This window comes from Rhodococcus sp. 14-2470-1b, assembly GCF_002259415.1.
GTDB lineage: Bacteria > Actinomycetota > Actinomycetes > Mycobacteriales > Mycobacteriaceae > Rhodococcoides.
Window position 1 is genome coordinate 65,355 of sequence record NZ_NPFY01000039.1, and the last position, 19,889, is coordinate 85,243.

Genomic DNA, 19,889 nt, shown 5'->3' on the forward strand with positions numbered 1-19,889 from the left:
TCCGGTCACTTCAGCGTCACGTTAGTAACAGTGAAACGACTTGTCTCAAGCAGGTTTCTGGTTATTCGTACCTTTGTAAGTCGTTCTGCGAGCGCGAATGATCCCGCAACGTGGTGGAATTCTCGTCCTGGTGTTTCGTCGAGGTCTATCCCGCCGACTTCGGAGATCAGGGCGACGATGTGGGCGCGTGATTCCGGTGGCTGGCGGTCGGCAAGTACTCCTACCAGGTCTGATTGCGGCAGCAGCGGCTCGAATGAGATTTTCTTGACACCTTCCGACCACCACACGAATCTGTCTGCGCCGTGCGAGACAACATCATGAGTCGTGATTATCTCGGACATCGCCGTATCTGAGATACCGAGAAACCCCGGTGCCTGCAGCAGCATCGTCCACCCGTCTCCGACGTCGGCAATTGCGACCGGCTGGACTTGCACCCCATCGGCGTCGTGTTGCACACCCAGGCCGTGACTCTCGCGAAGTGCGGCATTAGCGCCGACTATGGAAAGCCTGTCATCGGACACTCTGAGGCTGGTCAGAATATCTGCGGTAGTACTCGCGTCAACGAGCGCCAAGCAGTAACCGTCGGAAGTGAAGAAGTCGAACTCTTCGACCCAAAGGTAATCACGATAATTCGTCATGTCGTCTCCGTCTCACTGTGCGTACCTGTACGGCCGGGCCTCGTTGGTCATCCCCGCAGGCGTGTAGCTGGCGTCGCCGATCGCCCATCGACCTAGATTCTGGTGCTTCACCAGTAACCCTCATTCCGTAGGTCAAATGTGGCTAAACCGTTCGTTTGGTTTTTTGTGCCGTAGCTGTGGTCAGCGGCCCGTCGCTGTGTAAGTCTAGTTCCCACCACTACCGAACGTCTGAGACTCGGAGGATTCGCGATCTTGTTCTCCCGCAACCGATGCAAGCGTATTGTCGCTATCGCCGTGATGGTCATGGCCGCTTCCGCGGCAGCCACGCCAATCGCCTCTGGCACCCCCAGTGCGCCTACGCCACCCGTGACATCGAGCCCGTCCCCGCCGGCTGCGGATCAGGTGCCCAGCCCATCACCTCTGGACGGGGATGTCTACAGTCGGATTGTCCCGCTCGCCCCGGATGCGGCGGCTCGCAGTGCGGCGACCGATCCCACCGCCCCGACCTATCTCTGCAACCTGCCGTCACGAACAAGCGCTTGCAAGACGAACGGATTTGTTATCGAGCAAGTCACGCGCGGTACCGAGAATGTTATCGGTCGTTATTTTGTCGACCTCATGTTGACTAGCCGTAATGATGTGAGGAGTTTGAGCAGTACCCTGACCGTCGATGCGACCATCAAGAAGGTCCTCGTAGGGTCAACCGACGGCGGCAGTCTCGCGCTGGACCTGATTGCCACGCAGTACGAGCAGGGGGCAAATGGGACGGACAAGACGATCGGTCAATACAGCATCCCGGTGAACGACGGGTCGGTACTTCCTCAGAAGAGTTTTCCTGACTTCACCAAACGGATCACGGCTGCGAACTCGTATACGAGCTCGACCTACAAGATAAAGGTGACGTATACCCCGCCGCCGAGTCAGGAGCCCTTGCGGCCGACGGATACGCTGCCGATGGCCGGAGTCGCGATACGCTGTGACAATGCCGAGATGATTCAGAGCGGCACCGCGGGTTGCGTGAATCCGGAGTTTCGGCCAACAGTGACTTTCTCTCGGTCGACAACGCCAGACATTGCCAAGAATATTACCAACGGTCAGGCCAGTCTCGATAGAATCGGCACTCCGTTCGGTGGGCCATTGCATCGAGTTACCACAGCCGAGCGCGACGCGAACCGTGCCATCGCGTGCAGTACCGCCAGGAAGGCGGCGTTAGCCCCACCCCGCGCCGACATGGTCAGCCCCTCCTGTGACGAGTATCCGTTCGCAAGCAGCCTCGAGGGCGGCAGCAACACGGTGATTGCCTGGGTGCCTCAGACAGAGAACAGCAGTCAGGGCGCAACGCTCAAGAATTTCTTCGACAGAAACCGCATTCTGCCCTTCGCAGCGGTACGCGATGCCTACTACGTCAGCGTCGGCTCGTAGGCCGAGCTCATATCCGAGCATCGCGCAACGCAAATCGACCCGATCGAGTGTTACTCATCCAACGAAGAAAGGCTGAAACTCCATGAAGAACACCAAACGTGCGGCAACGGTGGCTGCATTGGCGGCGACCGTGGGCATCCTCGTCTCCGCGGTACCTGCCCAAGCTGCAACCGTCACAGGTTGGGTAGGGCCAGCAGGGGGCGGCCGATACCTGACCACTTCGACGATCAACAATGCACCGTTGACCGCCTCGAGCCGGATCTACAGCACATTCGGTCAGAACGCCGCTCCGGGGGATATCGGGGTGCGTGCTCGATTGTTCAAATCCGGAGTTCTGTGCGAAGCAATCGACTATCGCTACAACCCCGGGCCTACAGCGGACTTCTCCGCAGGAACGACGGGAACGTGCGGAACCGGGTCCTACAACAGTCATGGCTTCGTCGCCGTGTGGAACGCTACGAACTTCACTTACGACCAGACGGTTACATTCCCGAGCAACCCGCTCGATTGGACCGCACCGACGACGGCTCGCGTAGCAGGCTCGGACGAACAGATCCAGACAGGTACTAACGCAGGGGGCGAAGAATTCGGGTCGGGTGATACCACAGCCGAGACTCCCGACTTGATTGCCGCGTACGCCACCGACGGTCAGCTCGGCTACGTGAAGCAGACAGACCTCGACGGCGTCGCCCCCCAAAACCCGGCCGCAGCCGCCGCACTGTCCGCGACACCGCGTAGCGTCCCGGTCTATGCCACGGACGGCACCACTCAGCTCGGTACGTTCCAAATCGGCTGATCAGAGGGCTCCGAGAATCGGAAGGGGTGGTGAACCGCATTGCGGTTCACCACCCTGCCGGCGTCTATGTACCGCGTCGCCGCAATGCAGTCCAGGTACGTCGGTGACCGGCTCTACAGTGGCGGCGTGAACGTCGATGAGTCCGTGGCCACGGTGCCCGAACGTGTACTCGAGGATCTCGCGCACGTGGTGATCGACAGGATCGATCAACTCCTCGATCGGGTCACCGACCGAGCTGTGGGCGCGCCGACACCGGGATCGGCTGCGTGGGAGTCGGAGTGGAGTAACCGAGACACTGCGGTCGGACGTGCACGCGTAGCCGAACGATCCCGTGTGCGGGATGAATTGGCGCGTCGCGCGTTCGCCGGCCTCGACATAGCAGGGTGTACAGCACCGGCACGGCCCACTCCCCCGGTCCGACCGCGCCGGACGAAGACCGGACGTGTCCGCGTCGACGAGGCACAGCTGACCTTCTTCTGAACCCGCCGCTCGAACTCGTTTCCCGATGGCCCTGCGGCACCCGTTTACCGACGCACGGTGCGTTTCTTGGTGCCTGCGGTGGATGTGCGGTCCTCGAACTTCAGCTTGAATCCAAATGTCTTGCTGCCCTGGTAGGTACCTGCGGCCAGTGCGCCCTTGGCCCGGTACGTCTTGCCTGTCTTGCTGGTGGCGTCGAATTCGATGGTCTCCCCGGCCAGCAGCGACGCGAGTTCTTGCTCGGTGAAGTCCTTGCCGGGCCAGTGGTCGTTGGCACCCCATCCGCGGCCTTTGAACGTGACCTGTTTGCCTTTCCACACTCCGCTGACCAGGTCTGTCCGAGGTGCACGCTCCTCGAACTGCGGGTTGAAGCTCACGTGTGGGTACTGCTTGCCGTCTTTCTCCCTCACTCCTGGTTCGAGTTTTCCCGTGCAGGTGAATGTCTTTCCCGACTTCGCGCTCGTCGCGACGATTTCGATGACCCGGCCGGCGAGCAGTGCCGCTACTTCGGTGTCGGTGAACCGGTGGCCACCGAAGAGCCGCTTCGCGCGGGTCACGACCGTGTCTGCGTGGGTGAAGTGCAGTTCCGGTGGCAGGTCGATCATCTCCACCGCTTCTCGGGTCACTCCGGCCTTGCCCATCCGTGCAGTGAGCTCGCCGGACAGCTTGCCTGCGTTGGTCTTCATGGTCTCGAGGTCGCGGCGCACCAGATCCGCCACGAGGGACAGATAGTCGGCTGCATCGCCGGTACCGGCCTCGATCTGCGCCATCTGCTCGAAGACCTGCTCGGTGATCGTCAGATCCCCGATGTGAGTGCCCGGCAGGATCCGATGGTTGAGTTCACCGATCGCGCTGAGGGTGATCTTGCCGCGCTTCTCGACCATCAAGGCCTTGCCACCCGAGTTGTTCGTGACCTCGGCATAGGTGCTCGTCCGGGTCGCGCCGGTACCTACGCTCCGCTTCTCGAGCTGCTTCATCAACCATCCCATCGTCGGATGCGGCGGCCGCGGCGGGAAGCCCTCGTGGACGAACGGGTCCGCGACAGTACCCAACGCCGTCGCACCCGTGGGTTGCTCGTCGCGCTCGCCGCCGTCCTCCTCCTCGACGACGACGAACACACCTTTCCATCCGAGCACTGCGGGCACATTCAGCGAGCCGACGAAGCTCGGATACTTCTCGACGTGGCCGCGATGCTGGTCATACTCGTAATCGGGGGCGAGCATCGTCAGGTAGTTCTTGGCGAGGAGCTCGTAGATCTCCCGACCCAGCTCGCCGTAGGCCTTCTCCACTGCCGCGAGGCTCGGCGGTACGTTGGGCCCCGGGCGGTTGGCACCGTGCGCGCCACCGGACTTGATATGGCTCGTGCGTGGGCCGCGATGGCTCAGCGCCGCCGGATCCACGCCCACCACACCGGCGATCGCGTCGACCGAGGGAAGTAGCTCGTTGAACTGCTCGATCGAGATGAACTTGTCCTCGGTGCGCGGGTAGGACACCACCTGCGCCTCGTACATCTTCTGATAGGTGTCTAGAACGTTCTTCGCCCCGAAACCTTTCTTCGACAACAGAGATGACAGTGCGGCCAGGTCCATCAGTTTCGGCGGTCCCGTTTTCTTGCGTGTGGTCCCGTCGTGGACGACCGGTGACGACTGAAGGCCGCCGGGAACCTCGTTCTCGTTCTCGAATCGATCGATCTCGGGGTCGGTGTACGTCACGCCGTTCTCGTCCCGAAACCGGTTCTCGTAGAACGCCTTCTTGAGGTATCCGTGGTGCGCGTCGAGCCCGTCACCGACGATTACGACCATCGCGGACTTGAGTCGCCCGTTACGCAGTACCGTGCTCGCCCCGGTCGTCTTGGTCGCGAGTCTGGTGAACTGCATCGAGAGCATGTCCCACTTCGACCGGAAATCGGCCTTGCGGTAGTCGCCTTCGGCAGCGATCGCGGTGACCGGCCGACGGGCTGTGAAGGCCTTACGCAGCGATGCCGGTGTCTCGTCCAGGAACTCCATGCGTTCGAGCTTCTTGTTCTCGAGTCCCAGGTACTCCACGATCTCCCAGCCCAGCAGTGAACCTTCACCGGTCGGATCGAGATCGGCTGCATTGCAGATGCTCTCGCAGCCCGAGAGGGCCGTCCTAAGTTCGTGGAGCAGGCTTTTCGCGTCCGGATCGGTGACCAGCTTGCCGCCGGACACCCGGCGCCGGATCTCTCGCTCCCAGCGGAAGTCGTCGGCGTTCCACGGGAGATGTTCAAGCTCCCAGCTCTTGTACTTGTCGGTGAGAGGCGCGGGCACCATCGCGGCGGGGTCTTTCAATTCCAGCAGGTGCCCGCGAGCATGGACGATGACGTACTCCGTGCCTGCGAACGTGCCACTCATGCCGCCCAGTGCGGCGGCGAAGTTACGTGCTGCGGAGGGCTTTTCGGTGAGGATTCCCACTTTTCCCATGACAATAGATCCTTCTTCTCTGCGGTGCGTGCAGCGTGTGGTCGGCGCCGGTGTTGCCGGTGGTGAGTCGGCTAGAGGCCTGCGCTGACGAGGCGATAGTTCGCGACTTTCCAGCCGTCAGCGGTGAGTTCGACGTCGACGGCTCCGGTGTAGCCGGTGAACGGGGTGATCTCACCGCTGCGGTGTTGGACGACGCGGTCGATGACGACAGCCACGGTGGCCTTGTCGTCGCCGTCCATCTCGGCGGCTGTGCCGTCGGCGTAGACGCTGGTGTCCGGTCGAGCGACGGCGGTGACGACGTCTCCGCTGCGTGCCCACGCCGACCACTCCGGGATCGGCTGCGGCGCTGGATCGGGTGGTGTGGCGGCGGCGGTGGCCATCGATCCGGTCAGATGTTGGCGTTGCCCGTGCATGGCATCCCAGGGCGAATCCTGCACGGCGGGTTGCCAGGTGTACACAGCGGACATCACCGCCGTCGCGACACCCACGGGGTCGGTGGCGGACGGGTCGATGGCGATCCCGGCGTCGGTACCCGGTGGCGGCGGTGTGTCCGAGCCGCGGAAGACGAACACGATCACAGCGGCAATGGCGACCACACCGACGATGCCGAGACACGCGAACACGATGGCTGCTCTTCGGCTCATCTCGTGGTCTCCTGCGAGTCGGAGTCGTTCGCTGATTCAGCGTCGGTGTCGCAGATCTGGCCCAGTGCAGCGGCTTTGGCGATGACTTCGAGCCAGTCGACGATCGGTGCGTCCGCTCGGCGGCTGTGGAGGATCTGTGCCATGTCTGTGCTCCTTGGTCTGTGATGGTGCCAGTGTCCTGGTGGCCACCGACAACAAATGTGTGGGTGTGCAGCGCTAACCGACGGTGGGGACTCCTGCTGCGGCGATCACGCTGACCGTCCAGATCGCCCACATGACGAGCGCGGTCGCCGCCAAGTGGATGGCTTTGCGGAGCGCAGTGACAGTCCAGTTCTGCGCTCGCGCAGAGGCGTCGGCGACAGCGACGACGCTGCCTATGGTCATCGCCGCGGTGACGACGATGACGGCCCACCAACCATGCGCGAGAACGTCGCGGGTCGCCGCGGCGCGGCCGCTGTCCTCGATCGTGGTGATCATCGACTCCAGGATCAGTCGGGCGACGGGAACAGCCCATACCGTCCATACGATGACCGAGGTCAGAGCAAGGGCTGTCAGTGCTCGATGCCGGTCGTGGGACGTCAGGTGGTGGTTGGTGCGTGTCGGTGCGGTGCTCATGAGTGGGCCTTTCCGTCGAGTATTGGTCGGTGGCGGCTATCGGGCCAGGTCGTAGTCGGATGCGGTGGCGGTGATGGTGGTGACGTAGTTCTGGGTCTCCGAGTAGGGAGGGACGCCGCCGAACTGTTGGACCGCTCCGGGGCCGGCGTTGTATCCGGCGAGCATCAGCTCGACGGGATCGCCTGTGATGGCCCCGGATTCGATGCCCGGTCGTAGGGTGTCGGCGACCGAGCAGTTGTAGCGGCCCTGCGCCATGACGGCGTCGCCGATGTCGTTGGGATCCCCCTCCCCCGCAGCTCCGGTGACGACGCCCTGATCGTCGACGGGGAAACCGAACGACGCCCACGTTCCGGGGAGGAATTGCGCGTACCCTTCGGCCCCGGCCGTACTGGTCAGGCCCGGTGTGAAGCCGGATTCCTGTTTGAGCTGAGCGGCGAGGATCGCGGGTGAGAGCTCGCGGCACTGAGCGGCCGAGAGGGCGAGCCACGGCTCGAACTCGGGAGGGATCTGGCCGGCGGCGAGGTTCGCGTGATCACCGAGACCGGCACCGGGTGCGGTGGTGCAGTTCCCGGTCGCCTTCGGTGCGGATCCGCCGCCGCCGGGGACGGGCCCGTAGGTCTGGCCGGGTGCCGGTGCGCCGTGGCCGACGGTGGTGACGTGGACGTGGTCGAAGTGGTTCTGGGTGGGAGATCCCCTGTCCTCCATGGTGTTCGGTTCACCTTGGGAGGGGATGTATTCCTGTCGCCAGATCATGTATTCGATCTGGAGATAGTCGCGGTTCGCCCACAGGTAGTCCTTGACCTGGTCGCCGAGCGCTTTGCCTTCCTCGGAGGACCAGTTGTCGATCATGATGTCCGCGGCCCGGCCGGAGGGGTGGTCGTCGAATCCCCCACCGTCGGCCCGCCACCCACCGATGGTGGTGATCTGGGGGAACTTCGCGTGAACAGCGCGGGCGACGCGGACCGTGTCGACCTGAAAGTGCTCTTCGGAGCCGACATTGGCGGGGAGAGCCGCCATCTCCGCGGTGCCGCCGTTCGGGGCGGGCGAGATCGGTGCGTTCGTCGACGGAGACGGCAGTGGGCTCTGGCCGGTCTGTCCGCTACCGGGCTCGGCGGCGGCGTCGTAGAACGGCTGCGGGTCGATCGCGTTGTCGGGTGACCAGGGCCCGGTGTGGTACTCGAAGTGCAGGTGCGCGCCGGTGGTGTCGCCGTTGTTGCCTTCGTCGGCGATGTGCTGACCCGCGGTGACACGTTCGCCTGGCTTGACCAGGACACCGTCGGGGAACATGTGCCCGTACACCGTGGAGACGGTCTGTCCGTCGATGTTGTGCTCGAGGACGATCCACATCCCGAATCCGGTCGCGGGTTCGGCTTTGGTGACGATGCCGTCGGCGTAGGCGTAGATCGGTGTACCGACGGGACCGGCGAGGTCGATGCCCTTGTGCATCGTTCCCCACCGCGACCCGAACGGGCTCGTCAACTGGCCTTCGGATGTCTTCATCGGCTTGGAGAACGACCCGGCCGGAACCCCGCCTGTAGCAGAGGAAATGCTCTTCCCGGGAAGACAATCGGTGGGCACTTCCTCGCGCACACCGGTGGTGACGAACAGGACCACGAACAGTGACAGTGCGAGGACGACGGCCAGCGCGATCGCGCCGCCTTTCTTCACAACGCGGCCGTCCGTATCGACTCCGCGCCGATCGATCGCGGGGCGTGGGCGGCCAAACGCTCGCTGAGGGTCCGGTTTTCCGACCGCAGTCGGGTGATCTCCTCCTCGGCGGCCCGCAGTCGTGCGGTCACCTCGTCCGCCGCGGGTCGACGCGAGGGCCCGTACTTGTCCTTGATCCACCGGGCCACGGTGTTCTCGTGAGCTCCGATCGAGACAGCCAAGGCTGCAACGCATTCGGCGCGGGAGGAGTAGTTGTGTCGCGACTTCTCGTATTGATCGAGCGCCCACGAGCGGGTCTGCGCCGGGTATTCGGCGCGGGGGTACTCGGCGGTCATCACTGCACTCCGACCAGCGCGGGGTCCTGGGTGTAGTGGGCGTCGTCGCTGTCGGCGGCGTGGTGCTGGCCGCCGGCGAAGTACTCGGCGAAGCGGGCGTTGGTGTCGTGGACGCCGGTGTCGTATTCGACGTCGGTGAGGATGGTCTGGATGGGGATGCCGGGGGTGTTGTCTTTGGCGACCTTGATCAGAAACTTCCCGCGGCCGATCGGATTGCGGACGGTGCGGCGTTCGGACCCGCGCAGTGCTGCGCCGCGCGACCAGGAGGTGACCATGCCTGCTTCGGCGGCGGTGAACTTCAGCTCACCGGAGAGGCGTTCGACTTCGCCGATGGGCAGGCCCCCGCAGACGACCATGCCGGCGCGGTCGATGAAGCCCTTGGCGGTCTTGATGTCGGCTTCGGTGGGCAGGGTTTCGAGGTCGCGGCCGGTGTGGGTGATCATCAGCAGCCCGGTCGCGTCGGTGCGGTTGAGGCGGGTGATCTCGTTGACGCGGGCGACCATGCCCGGTCCTGCCCCAATGACCTGCCACAGCTCGTCGAGGGCCATCAGGAACAGGCGCTGGCGGTCCAGGCCTGCGTCGGCGAGCAGGTGTGCAGCTTCGACGGTGCCGTAGGCGTCGGCCCAGCAGGAGAGCATCACGGCCGCTTTGAGGGTGGTGTCTCCCCGGTCGAGGGATGAGACGTCGATGCAGATCATCGGTGCGTCGAGGTCGATCGGTTCGGTGGTGTGGTCGGCGAAGATGTCTCCAAGTGGGCCGGAGGTCAGTGCACCGAGGGCCTGCATCAGCTCGGTGATCGCCTCGCGATAGCCCTCGCGGTCGGTCTTGTAGGCCGCTTGGAGCATGTCTGCCGAGCCGGCGTCGATGCGGGTGTAGAGGTCTTTGAGCAGCGGCGGGTACTCGTAGGTGAAACCGCCGTCGGCGTACAGCTCGCGCAGCGCGATACCGATCAGGGAGTTCTCGAAGGCCTTCACCGAGTGCGTGTCGTAGCGGATCAGCTCGACCAGGGCGCAGACGGCGTTGATCTGGCGGGTGGAGATGGTGATGGTGGCGACGTCGATCAGCTCGTCGAGCTCGGCGATCCGGGCGGGGTCGGTGGCCTCGTCGCGGGCGGCGATCGCGCGGACGACGGCCTGCCCGAGGGCCCCGGCGGCGAGGGGGTTGAGATGTCCGCCGCCGTGCCCGAGGGTGATCACCTGCCCACCGACCAGGTGTGTGAGCTTGACGTATTCGCCTTTGATGTCGCCGGCCACGATCGGGGTCTGTCCCCAGCCGCACGCCCCGAGGAGGATCTTGCGGATCAGCGTCGACTTCCCCAGGCCCGGCAGGGACAGGACAAACATCGAGGGGTTGCCGATGAGCTTGTCGCGGAAGTACGCGAACGGATCGCACGAGACCGCGTTGCCGGTGATGGCGTGCTGACCGACGATGGTCCCGGACGAGGGCGCGGCCGCGCCGATCGCCCACGGGTTGAGCCCGCACATCTGCACCGAGGTCGCTTCGTACTCGATCGGTGCCGGGACGGTCGACATCCGGCCACCGCCCGCACCTTTGAGGCCACGAGCGCTCGACGACAGTGCTGCCCGCCACCACGGATCCCCAGCGGCGTCGTGGACGGCCCGCTCGACGTGAGGGTGGTCGTTGCGCCACCGCGCCAGGCCGATGCCGCGTCGGGAGTACGGGTTGGGCTCTTCGGCGTCGCCGGTCGCGACGGCTGCGGCGAGCTCGGCGTAGTCGGTGTCGCCGATGATCCACCGCACAAATGCCGACGGCCGTGCAGCGTCGGTCTCGACATATAGGTCATCTGCGTATCTCAGGTCGGGGCGGTCGTCGGTCATGGTCATCGGGAGTCTCTTTCTCACGCAGAGTGTGGGCCGGTGGGGCGAGCAGCATTTAGCTGCGGCGCACCAGGATCGAGGTGGAGATCTGATCGGGCAGGAGCACTCCGACGCCGAGACCGGCGGCGAACGCGGCGTCCTGGAAGGCGAACGCTCGGCGCAGTCGCAGCCGGGAGCGTGCGGCGAGGGATTCGGTGACGGCGGCGGCGTTGGCGATCTCCTCGACCGATCCGACGGTGATGGTCAGCAGTGCCGAATAGCGTTCGTATCCGGCTCCGGAGACCATTTCGCGGCGCGCTTGCTCGGCGATCTCGTGCCGCTTCTCCGACCCGGCGGAGGTGATCTTGTTTCCGCGAGAGTTGATTGCGTGCAGGGCATCTCGGTGCTGCTTGTCGACCTTCTTCGCTGCGTCCCCGGCGGTGTAGGGGCGGTAGACGAGAGTGAGGCGCTTGCGCGGGAGGTCGTCGTGCGGCTGCAGCAGCGGTTTGAGGACGGTGTCGGTGAACACCGATTCCGGTGGTGCGGCCATTTCCCAGACGACCGAGACTCCGCCGTCGTGGCGGTAGTGACCCCACTCGGTCTTCGCGCGTCCGGGTCCGGCGTCGTCCCAGTCGACGCCGTGCTCTTCGCCGGAGATCTCGAGTTCCTCGAAGTCGTTCTCGGTCGAGGGGTTGTAGGAGCGGTGCACGGCCGCGGTGATTTCGGCGGCGGTCATCGGTTGTGCGTCGATCCCGGCACCGGAGAGCGACTCGTACAGATCCGGCAGACGGCGGGCCAGTTCGGTGGCCATCTCTTCGGGGTCCTTCTGTCGCTCGCGGGTGGTAGCGCGGAAGGTGATCGACAGTCGTGCCAGGGTGCGGTGGCGACCCGAGGGCATCCGGACGGCCGATTGCTCGACGAACGACGCCGCCAAGGGCGGTGCGGTGGAGACGAGTTCGTGTTCGGCACGCCGTGCCAGCCGCAGCCCGGTGGCGGGGATGTTCTCCACCACCACCACGGCACCGACGATGTCGCCGGGCAGCCCGAGGTCGGCGAGGTAGACGCCCCAGTCGGCGGTGTAGAGGTCCTTGTCGCGCTGGACGATCGCTTCGTCGCCGCCGGGCAGGGCGTCGAAGATGACGGTGTAGCGGTGATCGTCGGGGTTGTGGATCATCCCGAATTCGTTGCCGTGTCGGTCGATTCCCATGTAGACCTTGGTGCGGGCGAGTAGGCCGGGGAGTTTGTAGCGGCCACCGGGGATCCTCGAGTGCGGTCCGGCGTGGTACTCGGTGGACTTGTCGATGTGCTTGCGCCGGAACCATTGCATTCTCAGTTGTCCTGTCTCGTAGAGGGTTCGGCCGTTCGGGGCGATGACCAGAGGGGTGAGGATGAGTGCGCCGATACCCATCAGCGCGAGTCCGACGACGACGTTTCCGAAGATCAGAACCGCGAACGAGACTGCGAAAAACCCTGCACCGTAGGCGATGACCTTCGTCGGCAGCCCGAATGCGAACGTGCTCTGCGGCCGGTTGCCTGCCGAATAGATCGGAGGCTCGTACGGGGCTTCGAGCTGGGCGCTCATCGTTGAATCCGTCCGTGGTAGTTGCCGACTGCGCCTTCTGCAGCCAAGCCGAGAGCAGTCGAGACCGAGCCCGCGGTGCGGCCGACTGTGCCTGCGGTCTTGAGTGCCCCTGCCGCTCCGCGTAGGCCTGCCGAGGATGCTGTGCGACCTGCCGATGCTGCGGCCGACCCGGCTCTGCGGGCTGCGCCCATCGGCCCAGACGATGCGCCCGCGTGCGAGGGACTCGATCCTCCGTTGTAGCGGCCCTGAAAACCGGGGGTGGAACGCGCGCCTGTGCCGTTTCCACCCGAGGAACCACCTTTGCCACCGCCACCAGACGATCCGGCGACGGTGTTCGCCGCTGCCCCGAGGGCGCGGGATGCCGCCATACCGCCGGCCCCCATCACTGCGCCTCCTGCTGCGCCGAGCGCTCCTACTTCCCGCCCACCGGCGGAGATGGATTCTGCTGCGGGCGCGACGATCTTGATCAAGGTGGGTAGGCAGAATCCGACGACGGCCAGGAGGACCGAGCCGATGATGACGGTCGCGATCTGATCCGAGCTCGACGCCGAGGACGCCCAGAACGCGAATAGGTACAGCAGCGTGGCGACCGGCTTGAACAGGAGAGCGCCGAGAGTGAAGGCGATCATCGACTTGTAGGAGCTGCGACCGGTGCCGGTGGCCGACGCTGCTGCGGCGAGCGGGATGACGGCGACGACGACGCACAGCACGGCCTCACGGATCAGCAGTGCGATGAGCTGGGCGACGGAGCCGAGGAATGCGAATCCCGCGCAGGCGAGCGCGAGGATCGGGCCGAGGCCGGTCTTGTCGTCGAATGCGGTGATGGCAGTGATCTTCTCGTCGAGGTTGCCGCCGACGAATTTCTCCAGCGCGTATGCCGAGGCGATGTCGCCGCCTTGGTGGAACATCAACACCAGGATCGGCAGGAGCGACACGGTGACGACGGTGCGCACCAGCATGGTCGCGGTCTCGGTGGCCCCTTCCATGACCGCTTGTTTGCGGGCGATCGCGAGCTTGATCATCGCGATGATGATGGAGGCGAACAAGGCGACGACGGTGAATCCGGAGATGATGTTGCGCAGGCCCGACATAGCGTTCTCGGCGGCGAGGCCCGGTATGCCGGAGGACATCCAGAACGTCATCACCGATCGGAATGCTTGGGTGTTGCCTTCCATCACCGATTTGGCGAAGTCTCCGACCGGGTCACCCCAGAATGTCGAGAGTGTGGAGTCGACGGCGGTGGAGAACGCGTCGCCGGGGTGATCGGTGAACGCGTTGTCCAGGCACAGTGCCTCGTCCATGAAGCCGCCCACGGCGGTTCCCTCGAGTGCGTCGTTGAGCCAACCGTCACCGAGGACCGGCGAGCCTTCGGCAACGCACTCGCGGCGTTGTTGCTGGAAGTCGTTGCCGTCGGCGTCGGGGTTGATCTGCTCGGTCAGATTCGGTGTGGGTGCCGGTGTCGGATCTTGGGCGTGGGCGAGTCCGCTGGCCCCGACGACCGCGATCAGTGAGAGCAGTGCGATGACGACAGCGCGGGCGGCGAAGGCCGCTGTGCGGGTCACAGTGCCCACCGGGTGAAACCATCGAGCGAGCTGTACGGGCCGCCAGTGGCACCGTCGAGTTTGCTGACCTTCCAGGTGCCACCATCCCACGCCATATTCAGGCGCAGTCCTGTGTAGGTCGGGTTCTGCATCCGTCTACCGGCGTCATCGACATCGCGGATCTGAGCGAGCTCGACGACGGCGAAACTGTCCGTGCAGGAGAGGATCTTGAACGCCATGGGTGCCCGCAATGCCACAGTCTCGGTGTTGACCGGTTTCGCGAGTTCTGCTTCTTTTTTCTCCTGGGTACCGATCTTCTCGTCGGGTATCAGGGTGAGCTTCTCTGTGGATTCGACAGCCACGGGTCCGCCCGCGAGTCCGCGGGGTAGGAAGTTCGCGGCGGCCAGTGCCGCGCCTTGCGGGGTGCGGGTGTAGCCGGCGAGGACCAGGCCGTCGATGTACGACGGCCCATCGGTTTCGGAGTACAGGGTCGAGACACCGAAGTTGCGTTGGATCATCATCGACTCTGGGGACGTCACCGGTCGGCCGTCATTGGTGCATTCGACACGCGGGCCGGTCGGCTCACGCTGCGGCAATGGTTGGCCGGCAGGGTTGTTCGGGACCATCACAGTGCGCCCGGACAGGTCCGCGTCGGGAACACCGAAGCCTTCCGCACCGGTGTCGAGCTCGGAGTCACCGGGGGTAGGTGCTGCTGTCGTCGGCGGTGGACCAGCGGTGGTCGTCGGGGTGTCGTCGTCGTTCATGTTCGGGATGATGAACACGATCGCGCCGATGATGGCGATGACGACGATCGCAGCAACGGTGATCAGGACGGTACGTAGCCGACGGTTCATGGGGTGCGCTCCAATGTGGTGTAGCCGTCGAGGTTGTCGATCTCGATGGCGTCGATGTTTTCCTCGGAAGTGGGTAGCACGATCCGCCAATCGCCGTTGATCCATTGCAGCGCGACAGGATAGGAAAACAACTCGGTTCCAGTCCCGATGGTTTGTGCCACCGACACCCCCGCCGAAAGCGGATCACTGGAGTAGTCGGTGACCTCGAACCCGACGAACTTCGGTGCAGTGTCGGCCGGGACCGATCCGGAGACGGTGACGGCGGCGCGTGCGGCCGCGAACTCGTCGCGCCCGGGTCCGGGTGCAGTGACGGTGTTCACCACTTCCGGCCACGCGCGGTCGTCGGCGACGGCAAGTGCTGTCTGACCGTTGATCGCGGCCAGCACCGCCCCCTGTGGTGTCTGGGTATATCCGCTGCGGTTCACCGATGTTCCGGCGAAGGGCCCGTCGACCCGTGAGGTCGGCACCGATACCCCTGCTACCTCGCGCCAGGTCAGCTCGGCCGGGGCGGAGCGCAGATCGGGTGTTGCGTCCGGGGTGGCGGTCGGTGTGTCGTCGTTGCCGGATCCGCACGCAGCGAGTGCGAGGACGGTCGCCGCTGTCGCGGCGATCCGGAGTGTGCGGGAGACGGTCATCAGGTGAAGCCTTTCGGGTCGAATGCAGGTCGGGTGCAGCGAATGTGGGTTTGTCAGGCGAGGACGGCTTTGGCGATTCCGGATGCGGAGCCGATGATGGCGGCGCAGATCAGGATTCGGGCCAGGGTGGCGTCCTCGACGACTTGAGTGCCGGTGGATTTGCGTTGGTTGACGAACATCGCCCCGCACACGAACAGTGCTGCGATGCAGGTGATGATGGCGAACCAGAGCAGCCACGACAGGCCTTCCATGATCGGCTGCCAGACCTCGTCGGGCCATTCGACCGGCTCGGTCGGTGGTTGAGCGAGCACGATGGTCATAGCAGGATCACCCCGGCAACGGCGGGGGCACCGACGCCGAGCGATATCGCCAGCCCGTGCAACAACATTCGTTTCGTGTCCGTCTGGGCCACAATGGATTCGGAGCTGCGCCCGGAGATGGTGCGGTGGCGCGCCAGTCCTACTGTGCACACCACCATGCCGACGACAGCAGCGACGAGACCTCCATACGACATCATCGACAGGAGCGTCCCCAGTGTGGAGGCGTCGGTCGGGGGTGGTATCGAGTCGATCAGATCTGGCATCGGGACGGTCATGCGATCACCGCCCCGATGCCTGCCGAGACAGTGCCGACCACGGTCGAGACCAGCAGGACTGTGGTCGCGCGGTTGTGTCGGCTGCAGATGGTCTTGTCGACGGCGACCACCCCTCCGCTGATCACCATCGCACTGATCGAGGCGATGAACACCCCCCACAAGGTCCAGTTCAAGGCGGTCATAGGACGAGCATGTTGACCAGGCCGGCTGCCGCGCCGATGAGGATAGATCCCGCCAATCCCCACACCAGTCCGGCGCCGTTTTCGTTACCGCCCGAGACTTTGGCGACGGCCAGTTTTGCGCCGCAGACCGTCAGACCGCCGACGGCACCGATGATGCAGATCCAACTCAGCCAGGACAGCAGCTCGAGGATCTTGTCGCCGGCCCCACCACCGGGTGCGGTGGGGCTGACGTCGCCGATGTTCTGCGCCAGAACCTCGGTGGCCGACGCGGCGAGACTGGTGATCATGGTGTGCTCCTTGGGTGTTGGTGAAAGGTGGGTGTGGTTCAGTGGCCTGAGGCGATGCGGGCGGCGGTGAAGATTTCCCGCCCGATCACGGCGAGGTCGTGGTGTGGGCTGGTCGTAGAAGGGGCGGGAGCCCGCATCCGCCCGGGTGGGGGTGGGTCGGGTTCGGTGGGGGTCCAGATCGCGAGTTCGTTCTGTCTGTGGGTGCGCAGATCCTCGACGTACGGGACTCGCCACACCGCTGGTGCTGCGGAGGCGACGACGTCCGCCCATCGGCGCAGAGTCTTGGGGAGTGGGCCGGGGGCGTCGGGTACCAGGACCAGTCCGAGGAGGGTGCAGCCACCGGTCAGGCCGGCGGCCGATTGCAGGAGCAGGTCGTGCGCGGCGTCGAGGCCGGCGCGATCGGTGCGGCAGACGACGACGACATTGCGGTGCCGGTCGGCGGCGGGCCAGCCCCGGCGGGCATCGCCCGCCGGGGCCCAGATCTGGGCGAGTGTGCCTGCGCCGGAGCGCCCGTGAGCGGCGAGGAGCCACATCACGGGCGGGCGACCGTGGACTGCGACCGGGTCGTCGTGAATCGGTGCTCGGCGTTCGGGCGGCGGTGTCCGCAGCCCTGCCGGGGTGACCGACAAGTCGTCGTCTCGGTAATAGTCATGGTGCTCAGCTGGTTGTGCGGCCATCTCGGGCGCACCTCCTTCTCCGGCGTTCTCGGTCACCGAGTGGTGGTTGGTGAGACGGTGGTCGGCACAGCGGCAGAAACAGAGGGGGTCGTCGTGGTGGCCGCTGTGGTCGTCGTGGCGGTGCCGGTTGCTCCGACGGTGGCGTGGGCGGCGAGGATGCTTCCGGCACTGCGGACGGTGTCGGTGGTGGCGAACAGCGACGCGCCTTGTTTGATCACTGCCCCGACCTTGTCGGCGAGGCTCTGATCGCCGGTCAGGTCAGCGGCGAGCGCGACGATCCACCGCACGGTCAGCTCGACGGGGGTCTCACCTTTGGATCCGACCGGAACACTGTCGTAGGAGCCGTGTTTGGTTGCGGTGTTCCAGTACGAGGTGTCGGTGACGAGCTGCGCGAGACCGGCGTTCTCGTCGATGGTGTTCGACACTTCCTGGAACGCGACGTCGACGGCCGAGTCGATCGTCGCCGGGGGCACGAGCTTGACCGCCGAGGACAGCACTTTGGTGGCGAGTATGCCGAGGGCTGCGGGTGGGTTGGTGAGCCCGACGGTGGCGAGCTGGCCGATGGTCTCGGGGGTGATGACGTCCTTGGCGACGGTGATTGCCGCTCCGATGGCCATGCCGGCGATCTTGGTGACCGCGCCGACCGCTTCGTCGATCATCTCGTCGGTCGAGGTGGCGGAGGGGTCGGAGTACTTCGCCATCTTCGACAGCACGGTCTCCGACGAGGAGTTGACCTCGAATCGTCCTGCCTTGGAGTCGAAGTCGATGTTGTCGTTGATCACCGACGCACCGGTCATCAGGGCAGTCCGTCCGACTGCGGTGGAGACGTCGGTGAGGATCCGGACGGGGTCGCGGGTGTCCATCGAGGACTGTCCGGCGATCGAGGCAACGAGCTTGGCGGCGGGGGCGTCGATGGGGGTGTCACACGCGAGATCGCCTGCGGTGCAGTACGAGGCGACTCGGTCCGAGACTGCGCCGAATCCGGCGATCTTCGGGGTCGGGGCGATACCGCCGCCTGCGGGGGCGGCTGCGGCGACGGCCGGGGCGAGTTGGACGGTGTCCACTGCTGCGCCGCTCGTTCCCGGTGCCGGGGCAGGAGTAGAGCCGCCGCTGGCGATGACGTCTTCGCCTTCGGCTCGGGTGGGGTCGGAGAACAGTGCAGCGCCGGCGAAGTGGTCGGCGTCGACAGGTCCGGTTCCTGCTCCGATCTCGCGGGTGACCTGGGAGGCGACCTCGCCGCCCTGGGAGTAGCCGGAGAGGAAGACCTTGGTGCCGGGGCAGCGTGCGGCGATGTCGGAGATCATCTGGGTGGTGTTCTCGACGCCGATGTCGACGGACTGGGCGTACGGAACGGCGGAGCGATCGCCTGGCTTGCCACCGAAACTCGCCGGGTACGGGACGTAGCTCCGTTCGAGAGCAGGCCCGTCACCGGAGTTAGCATCGCGCATCGCCGGGACAGTCAGCCGGGAGAAGAAGCCGGAATCGGCGTCGGGAGAGGAGTTCTCGTCGATCTCGGTGGTACCGGGGACCACCACGAGATGCAGCACCGGGCAGTCCCCGCTGCCAGTGTCCGGTGGGGTGGGTGTCGCGGACGGCTGCGCGGCCGCGACACCGCTCGCGGAGACCACGATGGTCACTGCGGCGGTAGCGGCGAGCAGGCGCACGGTCAGGCGGCGAACCTGGTCGATGGATGTGTGCACGGCTTCTCTCTTCTTCGGTGGGATCCAGCGGATATGCCTGGTCATGGGGGTCAGCGGGAGACGATGGCGGAGATGAGCGTCGTGCCGTCCTGCGCCTTGGTGGTGGTGATCCGTTGGCGACTCATGCGCCCGTCGATGCCGGGCCCGCGCTCGACGACGGTGACGTCGTAGATCCCGGAGTCGATCGGGTCGGCCAGGACACAGAACTCGATATCTGCCTCGAGCTGGTCGATGCCCGCTTGCAGGCGCTGCGCGGACGCCATCACCGCATCGGGTGCACCTGCGGCGCGGGCAGCGGCCCCGTCGCGGTCGAAGTAGAAGGCCTTCTCGAACCGCCAGATCGCCACCGCACCGGGGTCGTCACTGTCTTCGGTGACCGGGTCACCGTCAGCCTGGCCCCGGCACCAGGTGACATCGGCTGCGGCCGCACCGGCCGCCGCGGGAGCGGTCGAGGTCGGAGCTGCTGTGGTGGTGACGATCTCGTCGGGAAGCAGTACGGGCGTTGGTTGCGGTTCGTCGCCGAATCCGGTGAGCACCAGCCCGGCTCCCACTACTCCCCCGATCAGGACCGCGAGTGCGGTCGTGACGGCGACGGCGGAGCGGTGGCGTCGCCACCATGACTGTGGAGCCGGTCTGGGTGCGGTGTAGGGGCCTCCAGCGCGAAGTAGAGAGGTCCGTTCGTCGAAGGAGCCGTATGCATCCGTTGGCTGGGATGCGGGGCCACGGTCAGGGTGGTCCACAGCGATGTCGTCGGTAGGGTGCTCGACGAACCAGTCGTCGTCCGGATCGGTGTCGGCGGACTGGTGCTCGGTCAGGACTGTCAGTCTGCGCTCGGTTGGATGCTCGGAAGCTGCTGCGGCAGTCTCGGTCTCGGCAACGACCGGGTCGGCGAACCAGTCGTCGGTGCCGTGGTGGGTGTCGGCGTCGGTGGTGCGGTCTCGAGGTGCCACAACAGGCCTTTCCAAGGGTCGAGGTGAGGAACG

At 65.3% G+C, this 19,889-nt stretch carries 22 protein-coding genes; 3 read left to right on the top strand and 19 right to left on the bottom strand.

Annotated elements, in window-relative coordinates; genetic code table 11:
* Positions 1-5 precede the first annotated feature (5 nt).
* Complete coding sequence (locus CH293_RS26605) at positions 6-638, bottom strand: DUF6461 domain-containing protein (RefSeq protein ID WP_094721944.1); 633 nt, start codon at positions 636-638, stop codon at positions 6-8.
* Between the two features lie 252 nt (positions 639-890).
* Here CH293_RS26605 and CH293_RS26610 point away from each other — a divergent pair, with 252 nt between their 5' ends.
* The 3 genes from CH293_RS26610 to CH293_RS26620 all read left to right on the top strand — a co-directional run bounded on the left by CH293_RS26610 (position 891) and on the right by CH293_RS26620 (position 3,336).
* Positions 891-2,060, top strand: a complete 1,170-nt coding sequence (locus CH293_RS26610) for a NucA/NucB deoxyribonuclease domain-containing protein (protein WP_141217232.1) — start codon at positions 891-893, stop codon at positions 2,058-2,060.
* An 82-nt stretch (positions 2,061-2,142) separates the two neighbouring features.
* On the top strand, positions 2,143-2,856 hold the full coding sequence (locus tag CH293_RS26615; RefSeq protein ID WP_094721946.1) for a hypothetical protein: 714 nt from the start codon (positions 2,143-2,145) through the stop codon (positions 2,854-2,856).
* Positions 2,857-2,982: 126 nt separating this feature from the next.
* Positions 2,983-3,336: a hypothetical protein gene (locus CH293_RS26620; protein WP_141217233.1), complete on the top strand. Its 354-nt coding sequence runs from the start codon at positions 2,983-2,985 to the stop codon at positions 3,334-3,336.
* Between the two features lie 44 nt (positions 3,337-3,380).
* Here the strand turns inward: CH293_RS26620 and CH293_RS26625 are convergent, their stop codons facing one another.
* The 18 genes from CH293_RS26625 to CH293_RS26705 all read right to left on the bottom strand — a co-directional run bounded on the left by CH293_RS26625 (position 3,381) and on the right by CH293_RS26705 (position 19,856).
* On the bottom strand, positions 3,381-5,774 hold the full coding sequence (locus tag CH293_RS26625) for a DNA topoisomerase III (RefSeq protein WP_094721948.1): 2,394 nt from the start codon (positions 5,772-5,774) through the stop codon (positions 3,381-3,383).
* 71 nt (positions 5,775-5,845) lie between these two features.
* Positions 5,846-6,418 (bottom strand): hypothetical protein, encoded by a 573-nt coding sequence (locus CH293_RS26630; protein WP_255122995.1) that lies wholly within the window; start codon positions 6,416-6,418, stop codon positions 5,846-5,848.
* On the bottom strand, positions 6,415-6,561 hold the full coding sequence (locus tag CH293_RS28335) for a hypothetical protein (protein ID WP_176460136.1): 147 nt from the start codon (positions 6,559-6,561) through the stop codon (positions 6,415-6,417). Before CH293_RS28335 ends, CH293_RS26630 begins: the two co-directional genes overlap by 4 nt.
* A 73-nt stretch (positions 6,562-6,634) precedes the next feature.
* Positions 6,635-7,033 (bottom strand): hypothetical protein, encoded by a 399-nt coding sequence (locus CH293_RS26635; protein ID WP_068050834.1) that lies wholly within the window; start codon positions 7,031-7,033, stop codon positions 6,635-6,637.
* A gap of 36 nt (positions 7,034-7,069) precedes the next feature.
* On the bottom strand, positions 7,070-8,701 hold the full coding sequence (locus CH293_RS26640) for a peptidoglycan DD-metalloendopeptidase family protein (RefSeq protein WP_094721949.1): 1,632 nt from the start codon (positions 8,699-8,701) through the stop codon (positions 7,070-7,072).
* On the bottom strand, positions 8,698-9,036 hold the full coding sequence (locus tag CH293_RS26645; protein ID WP_094721950.1) for a transposase: 339 nt from the start codon (positions 9,034-9,036) through the stop codon (positions 8,698-8,700). The genes CH293_RS26640 and CH293_RS26645 overlap by 4 nt, the downstream gene beginning before the upstream one ends.
* Positions 9,036-10,880, bottom strand: coding sequence for an ATP/GTP-binding protein (locus CH293_RS26650; protein WP_255122996.1), 1,845 nt, complete (start codon positions 10,878-10,880; stop codon positions 9,036-9,038). The genes CH293_RS26645 and CH293_RS26650 overlap by 1 nt, the downstream gene beginning before the upstream one ends.
* A gap of 49 nt (positions 10,881-10,929) precedes the next feature.
* Positions 10,930-12,435: an SCO6880 family protein gene (locus CH293_RS26655; protein WP_094721951.1), complete on the bottom strand. Its 1,506-nt coding sequence runs from the start codon at positions 12,433-12,435 to the stop codon at positions 10,930-10,932.
* On the bottom strand, positions 12,432-13,997 hold the full coding sequence (locus CH293_RS26660; protein ID WP_094721952.1) for a hypothetical protein: 1,566 nt from the start codon (positions 13,995-13,997) through the stop codon (positions 12,432-12,434). The genes CH293_RS26655 and CH293_RS26660 overlap by 4 nt, the downstream gene beginning before the upstream one ends.
* Positions 13,994-14,830 (bottom strand): hypothetical protein, encoded by an 837-nt coding sequence (locus tag CH293_RS26665; RefSeq protein WP_094721953.1) that lies wholly within the window; start codon positions 14,828-14,830, stop codon positions 13,994-13,996. The genes CH293_RS26660 and CH293_RS26665 overlap by 4 nt, the downstream gene beginning before the upstream one ends.
* Positions 14,827-15,465: a hypothetical protein gene (locus CH293_RS26670; RefSeq protein WP_094721954.1), complete on the bottom strand. Its 639-nt coding sequence runs from the start codon at positions 15,463-15,465 to the stop codon at positions 14,827-14,829. Before CH293_RS26670 ends, CH293_RS26665 begins: the two co-directional genes overlap by 4 nt.
* A gap of 53 nt (positions 15,466-15,518) precedes the next feature.
* Positions 15,519-15,785, bottom strand: a complete 267-nt coding sequence (locus CH293_RS26675; RefSeq protein ID WP_094721955.1) for a hypothetical protein — start codon at positions 15,783-15,785, stop codon at positions 15,519-15,521.
* On the bottom strand, positions 15,782-16,060 hold the full coding sequence (locus CH293_RS26680; protein WP_094721956.1) for a hypothetical protein: 279 nt from the start codon (positions 16,058-16,060) through the stop codon (positions 15,782-15,784). Before CH293_RS26680 ends, CH293_RS26675 begins: the two co-directional genes overlap by 4 nt.
* Complete coding sequence (locus CH293_RS26685) at positions 16,057-16,242, bottom strand: hypothetical protein (RefSeq protein WP_094721957.1); 186 nt, start codon at positions 16,240-16,242, stop codon at positions 16,057-16,059. Before CH293_RS26685 ends, CH293_RS26680 begins: the two co-directional genes overlap by 4 nt.
* Complete coding sequence (locus tag CH293_RS26690) at positions 16,239-16,529, bottom strand: hypothetical protein (protein WP_094721958.1); 291 nt, start codon at positions 16,527-16,529, stop codon at positions 16,239-16,241. The genes CH293_RS26685 and CH293_RS26690 overlap by 4 nt, the downstream gene beginning before the upstream one ends.
* Positions 16,530-16,567: 38 nt before the next feature.
* Entirely contained in the window at positions 16,568-17,206 is a 639-nt protein-coding gene (locus CH293_RS26695; protein ID WP_094721985.1) for a DUF6668 family protein, read from the bottom strand.
* Between the two features lie 32 nt (positions 17,207-17,238).
* The gene (locus CH293_RS26700) at positions 17,239-18,906 is read right to left on the bottom strand and encodes a cutinase family protein (RefSeq protein ID WP_255122998.1); all 1,668 of its coding nucleotides are present in this window, start codon (positions 18,904-18,906) and stop codon (positions 17,239-17,241) included.
* 50 nt (positions 18,907-18,956) lie between these two features.
* Complete coding sequence (locus CH293_RS26705) at positions 18,957-19,856, bottom strand: hypothetical protein (RefSeq protein WP_094721960.1); 900 nt, start codon at positions 19,854-19,856, stop codon at positions 18,957-18,959.
* Positions 19,857-19,889 lie beyond the last annotated feature (33 nt).

Bases quoted from the DNA above. Each gene is read 5' to 3' on its own strand.
- CH293_RS26605 (WP_094721944.1), bottom strand. From the start codon at position 638: ATGACGAATTATCGTGATTACCTTTGGGTCGAAGAGTTCGACTTCTTC.
- CH293_RS26690 (WP_094721958.1), bottom strand. From the start codon at position 16,529: ATGATCACCAGTCTCGCCGCGTCGGCCACCGAGGTTCTGGCGCAGAAC.
- CH293_RS26650 (WP_255122996.1), bottom strand. From the start codon at position 10,880: ATGACCATGACCGACGACCGCCCCGACCTGAGATACGCAGATGACCTA.
- CH293_RS26645 (WP_094721950.1), bottom strand. From the start codon at position 9,036: ATGACCGCCGAGTACCCCCGCGCCGAATACCCGGCGCAGACCCGCTCG.
- CH293_RS26685 (WP_094721957.1), bottom strand. From the start codon at position 16,242: ATGACCGCCTTGAACTGGACCTTGTGGGGGGTGTTCATCGCCTCGATC.
- CH293_RS26670 (WP_094721954.1), bottom strand. From the start codon at position 15,465: ATGACCGTCTCCCGCACACTCCGGATCGCCGCGACAGCGGCGACCGTC.
- CH293_RS26665 (WP_094721953.1), bottom strand. From the start codon at position 14,830: ATGAACCGTCGGCTACGTACCGTCCTGATCACCGTTGCTGCGATCGTC.
- CH293_RS26615 (WP_094721946.1), top strand. From the start codon at position 2,143: ATGAAGAACACCAAACGTGCGGCAACGGTGGCTGCATTGGCGGCGACC.
- CH293_RS26635 (WP_068050834.1), bottom strand. From the start codon at position 7,033: ATGAGCACCGCACCGACACGCACCAACCACCACCTGACGTCCCACGAC.
- CH293_RS28335 (WP_176460136.1), bottom strand. From the start codon at position 6,561: ATGGCACAGATCCTCCACAGCCGCCGAGCGGACGCACCGATCGTCGAC.
- CH293_RS26655 (WP_094721951.1), bottom strand. From the start codon at position 12,435: ATGAGCGCCCAGCTCGAAGCCCCGTACGAGCCTCCGATCTATTCGGCA.
- CH293_RS26695 (WP_094721985.1), bottom strand. From the start codon at position 17,206: ATGGCCGCACAACCAGCTGAGCACCATGACTATTACCGAGACGACGAC.
- CH293_RS26630 (WP_255122995.1), bottom strand. From the start codon at position 6,418: ATGAGCCGAAGAGCAGCCATCGTGTTCGCGTGTCTCGGCATCGTCGGT.
- CH293_RS26625 (WP_094721948.1), bottom strand. From the start codon at position 5,774: ATGGGAAAAGTGGGAATCCTCACCGAAAAGCCCTCCGCAGCACGTAAC.
- CH293_RS26680 (WP_094721956.1), bottom strand. From the start codon at position 16,060: ATGACCGTCCCGATGCCAGATCTGATCGACTCGATACCACCCCCGACC.
- CH293_RS26675 (WP_094721955.1), bottom strand. From the start codon at position 15,785: ATGACCATCGTGCTCGCTCAACCACCGACCGAGCCGGTCGAATGGCCC.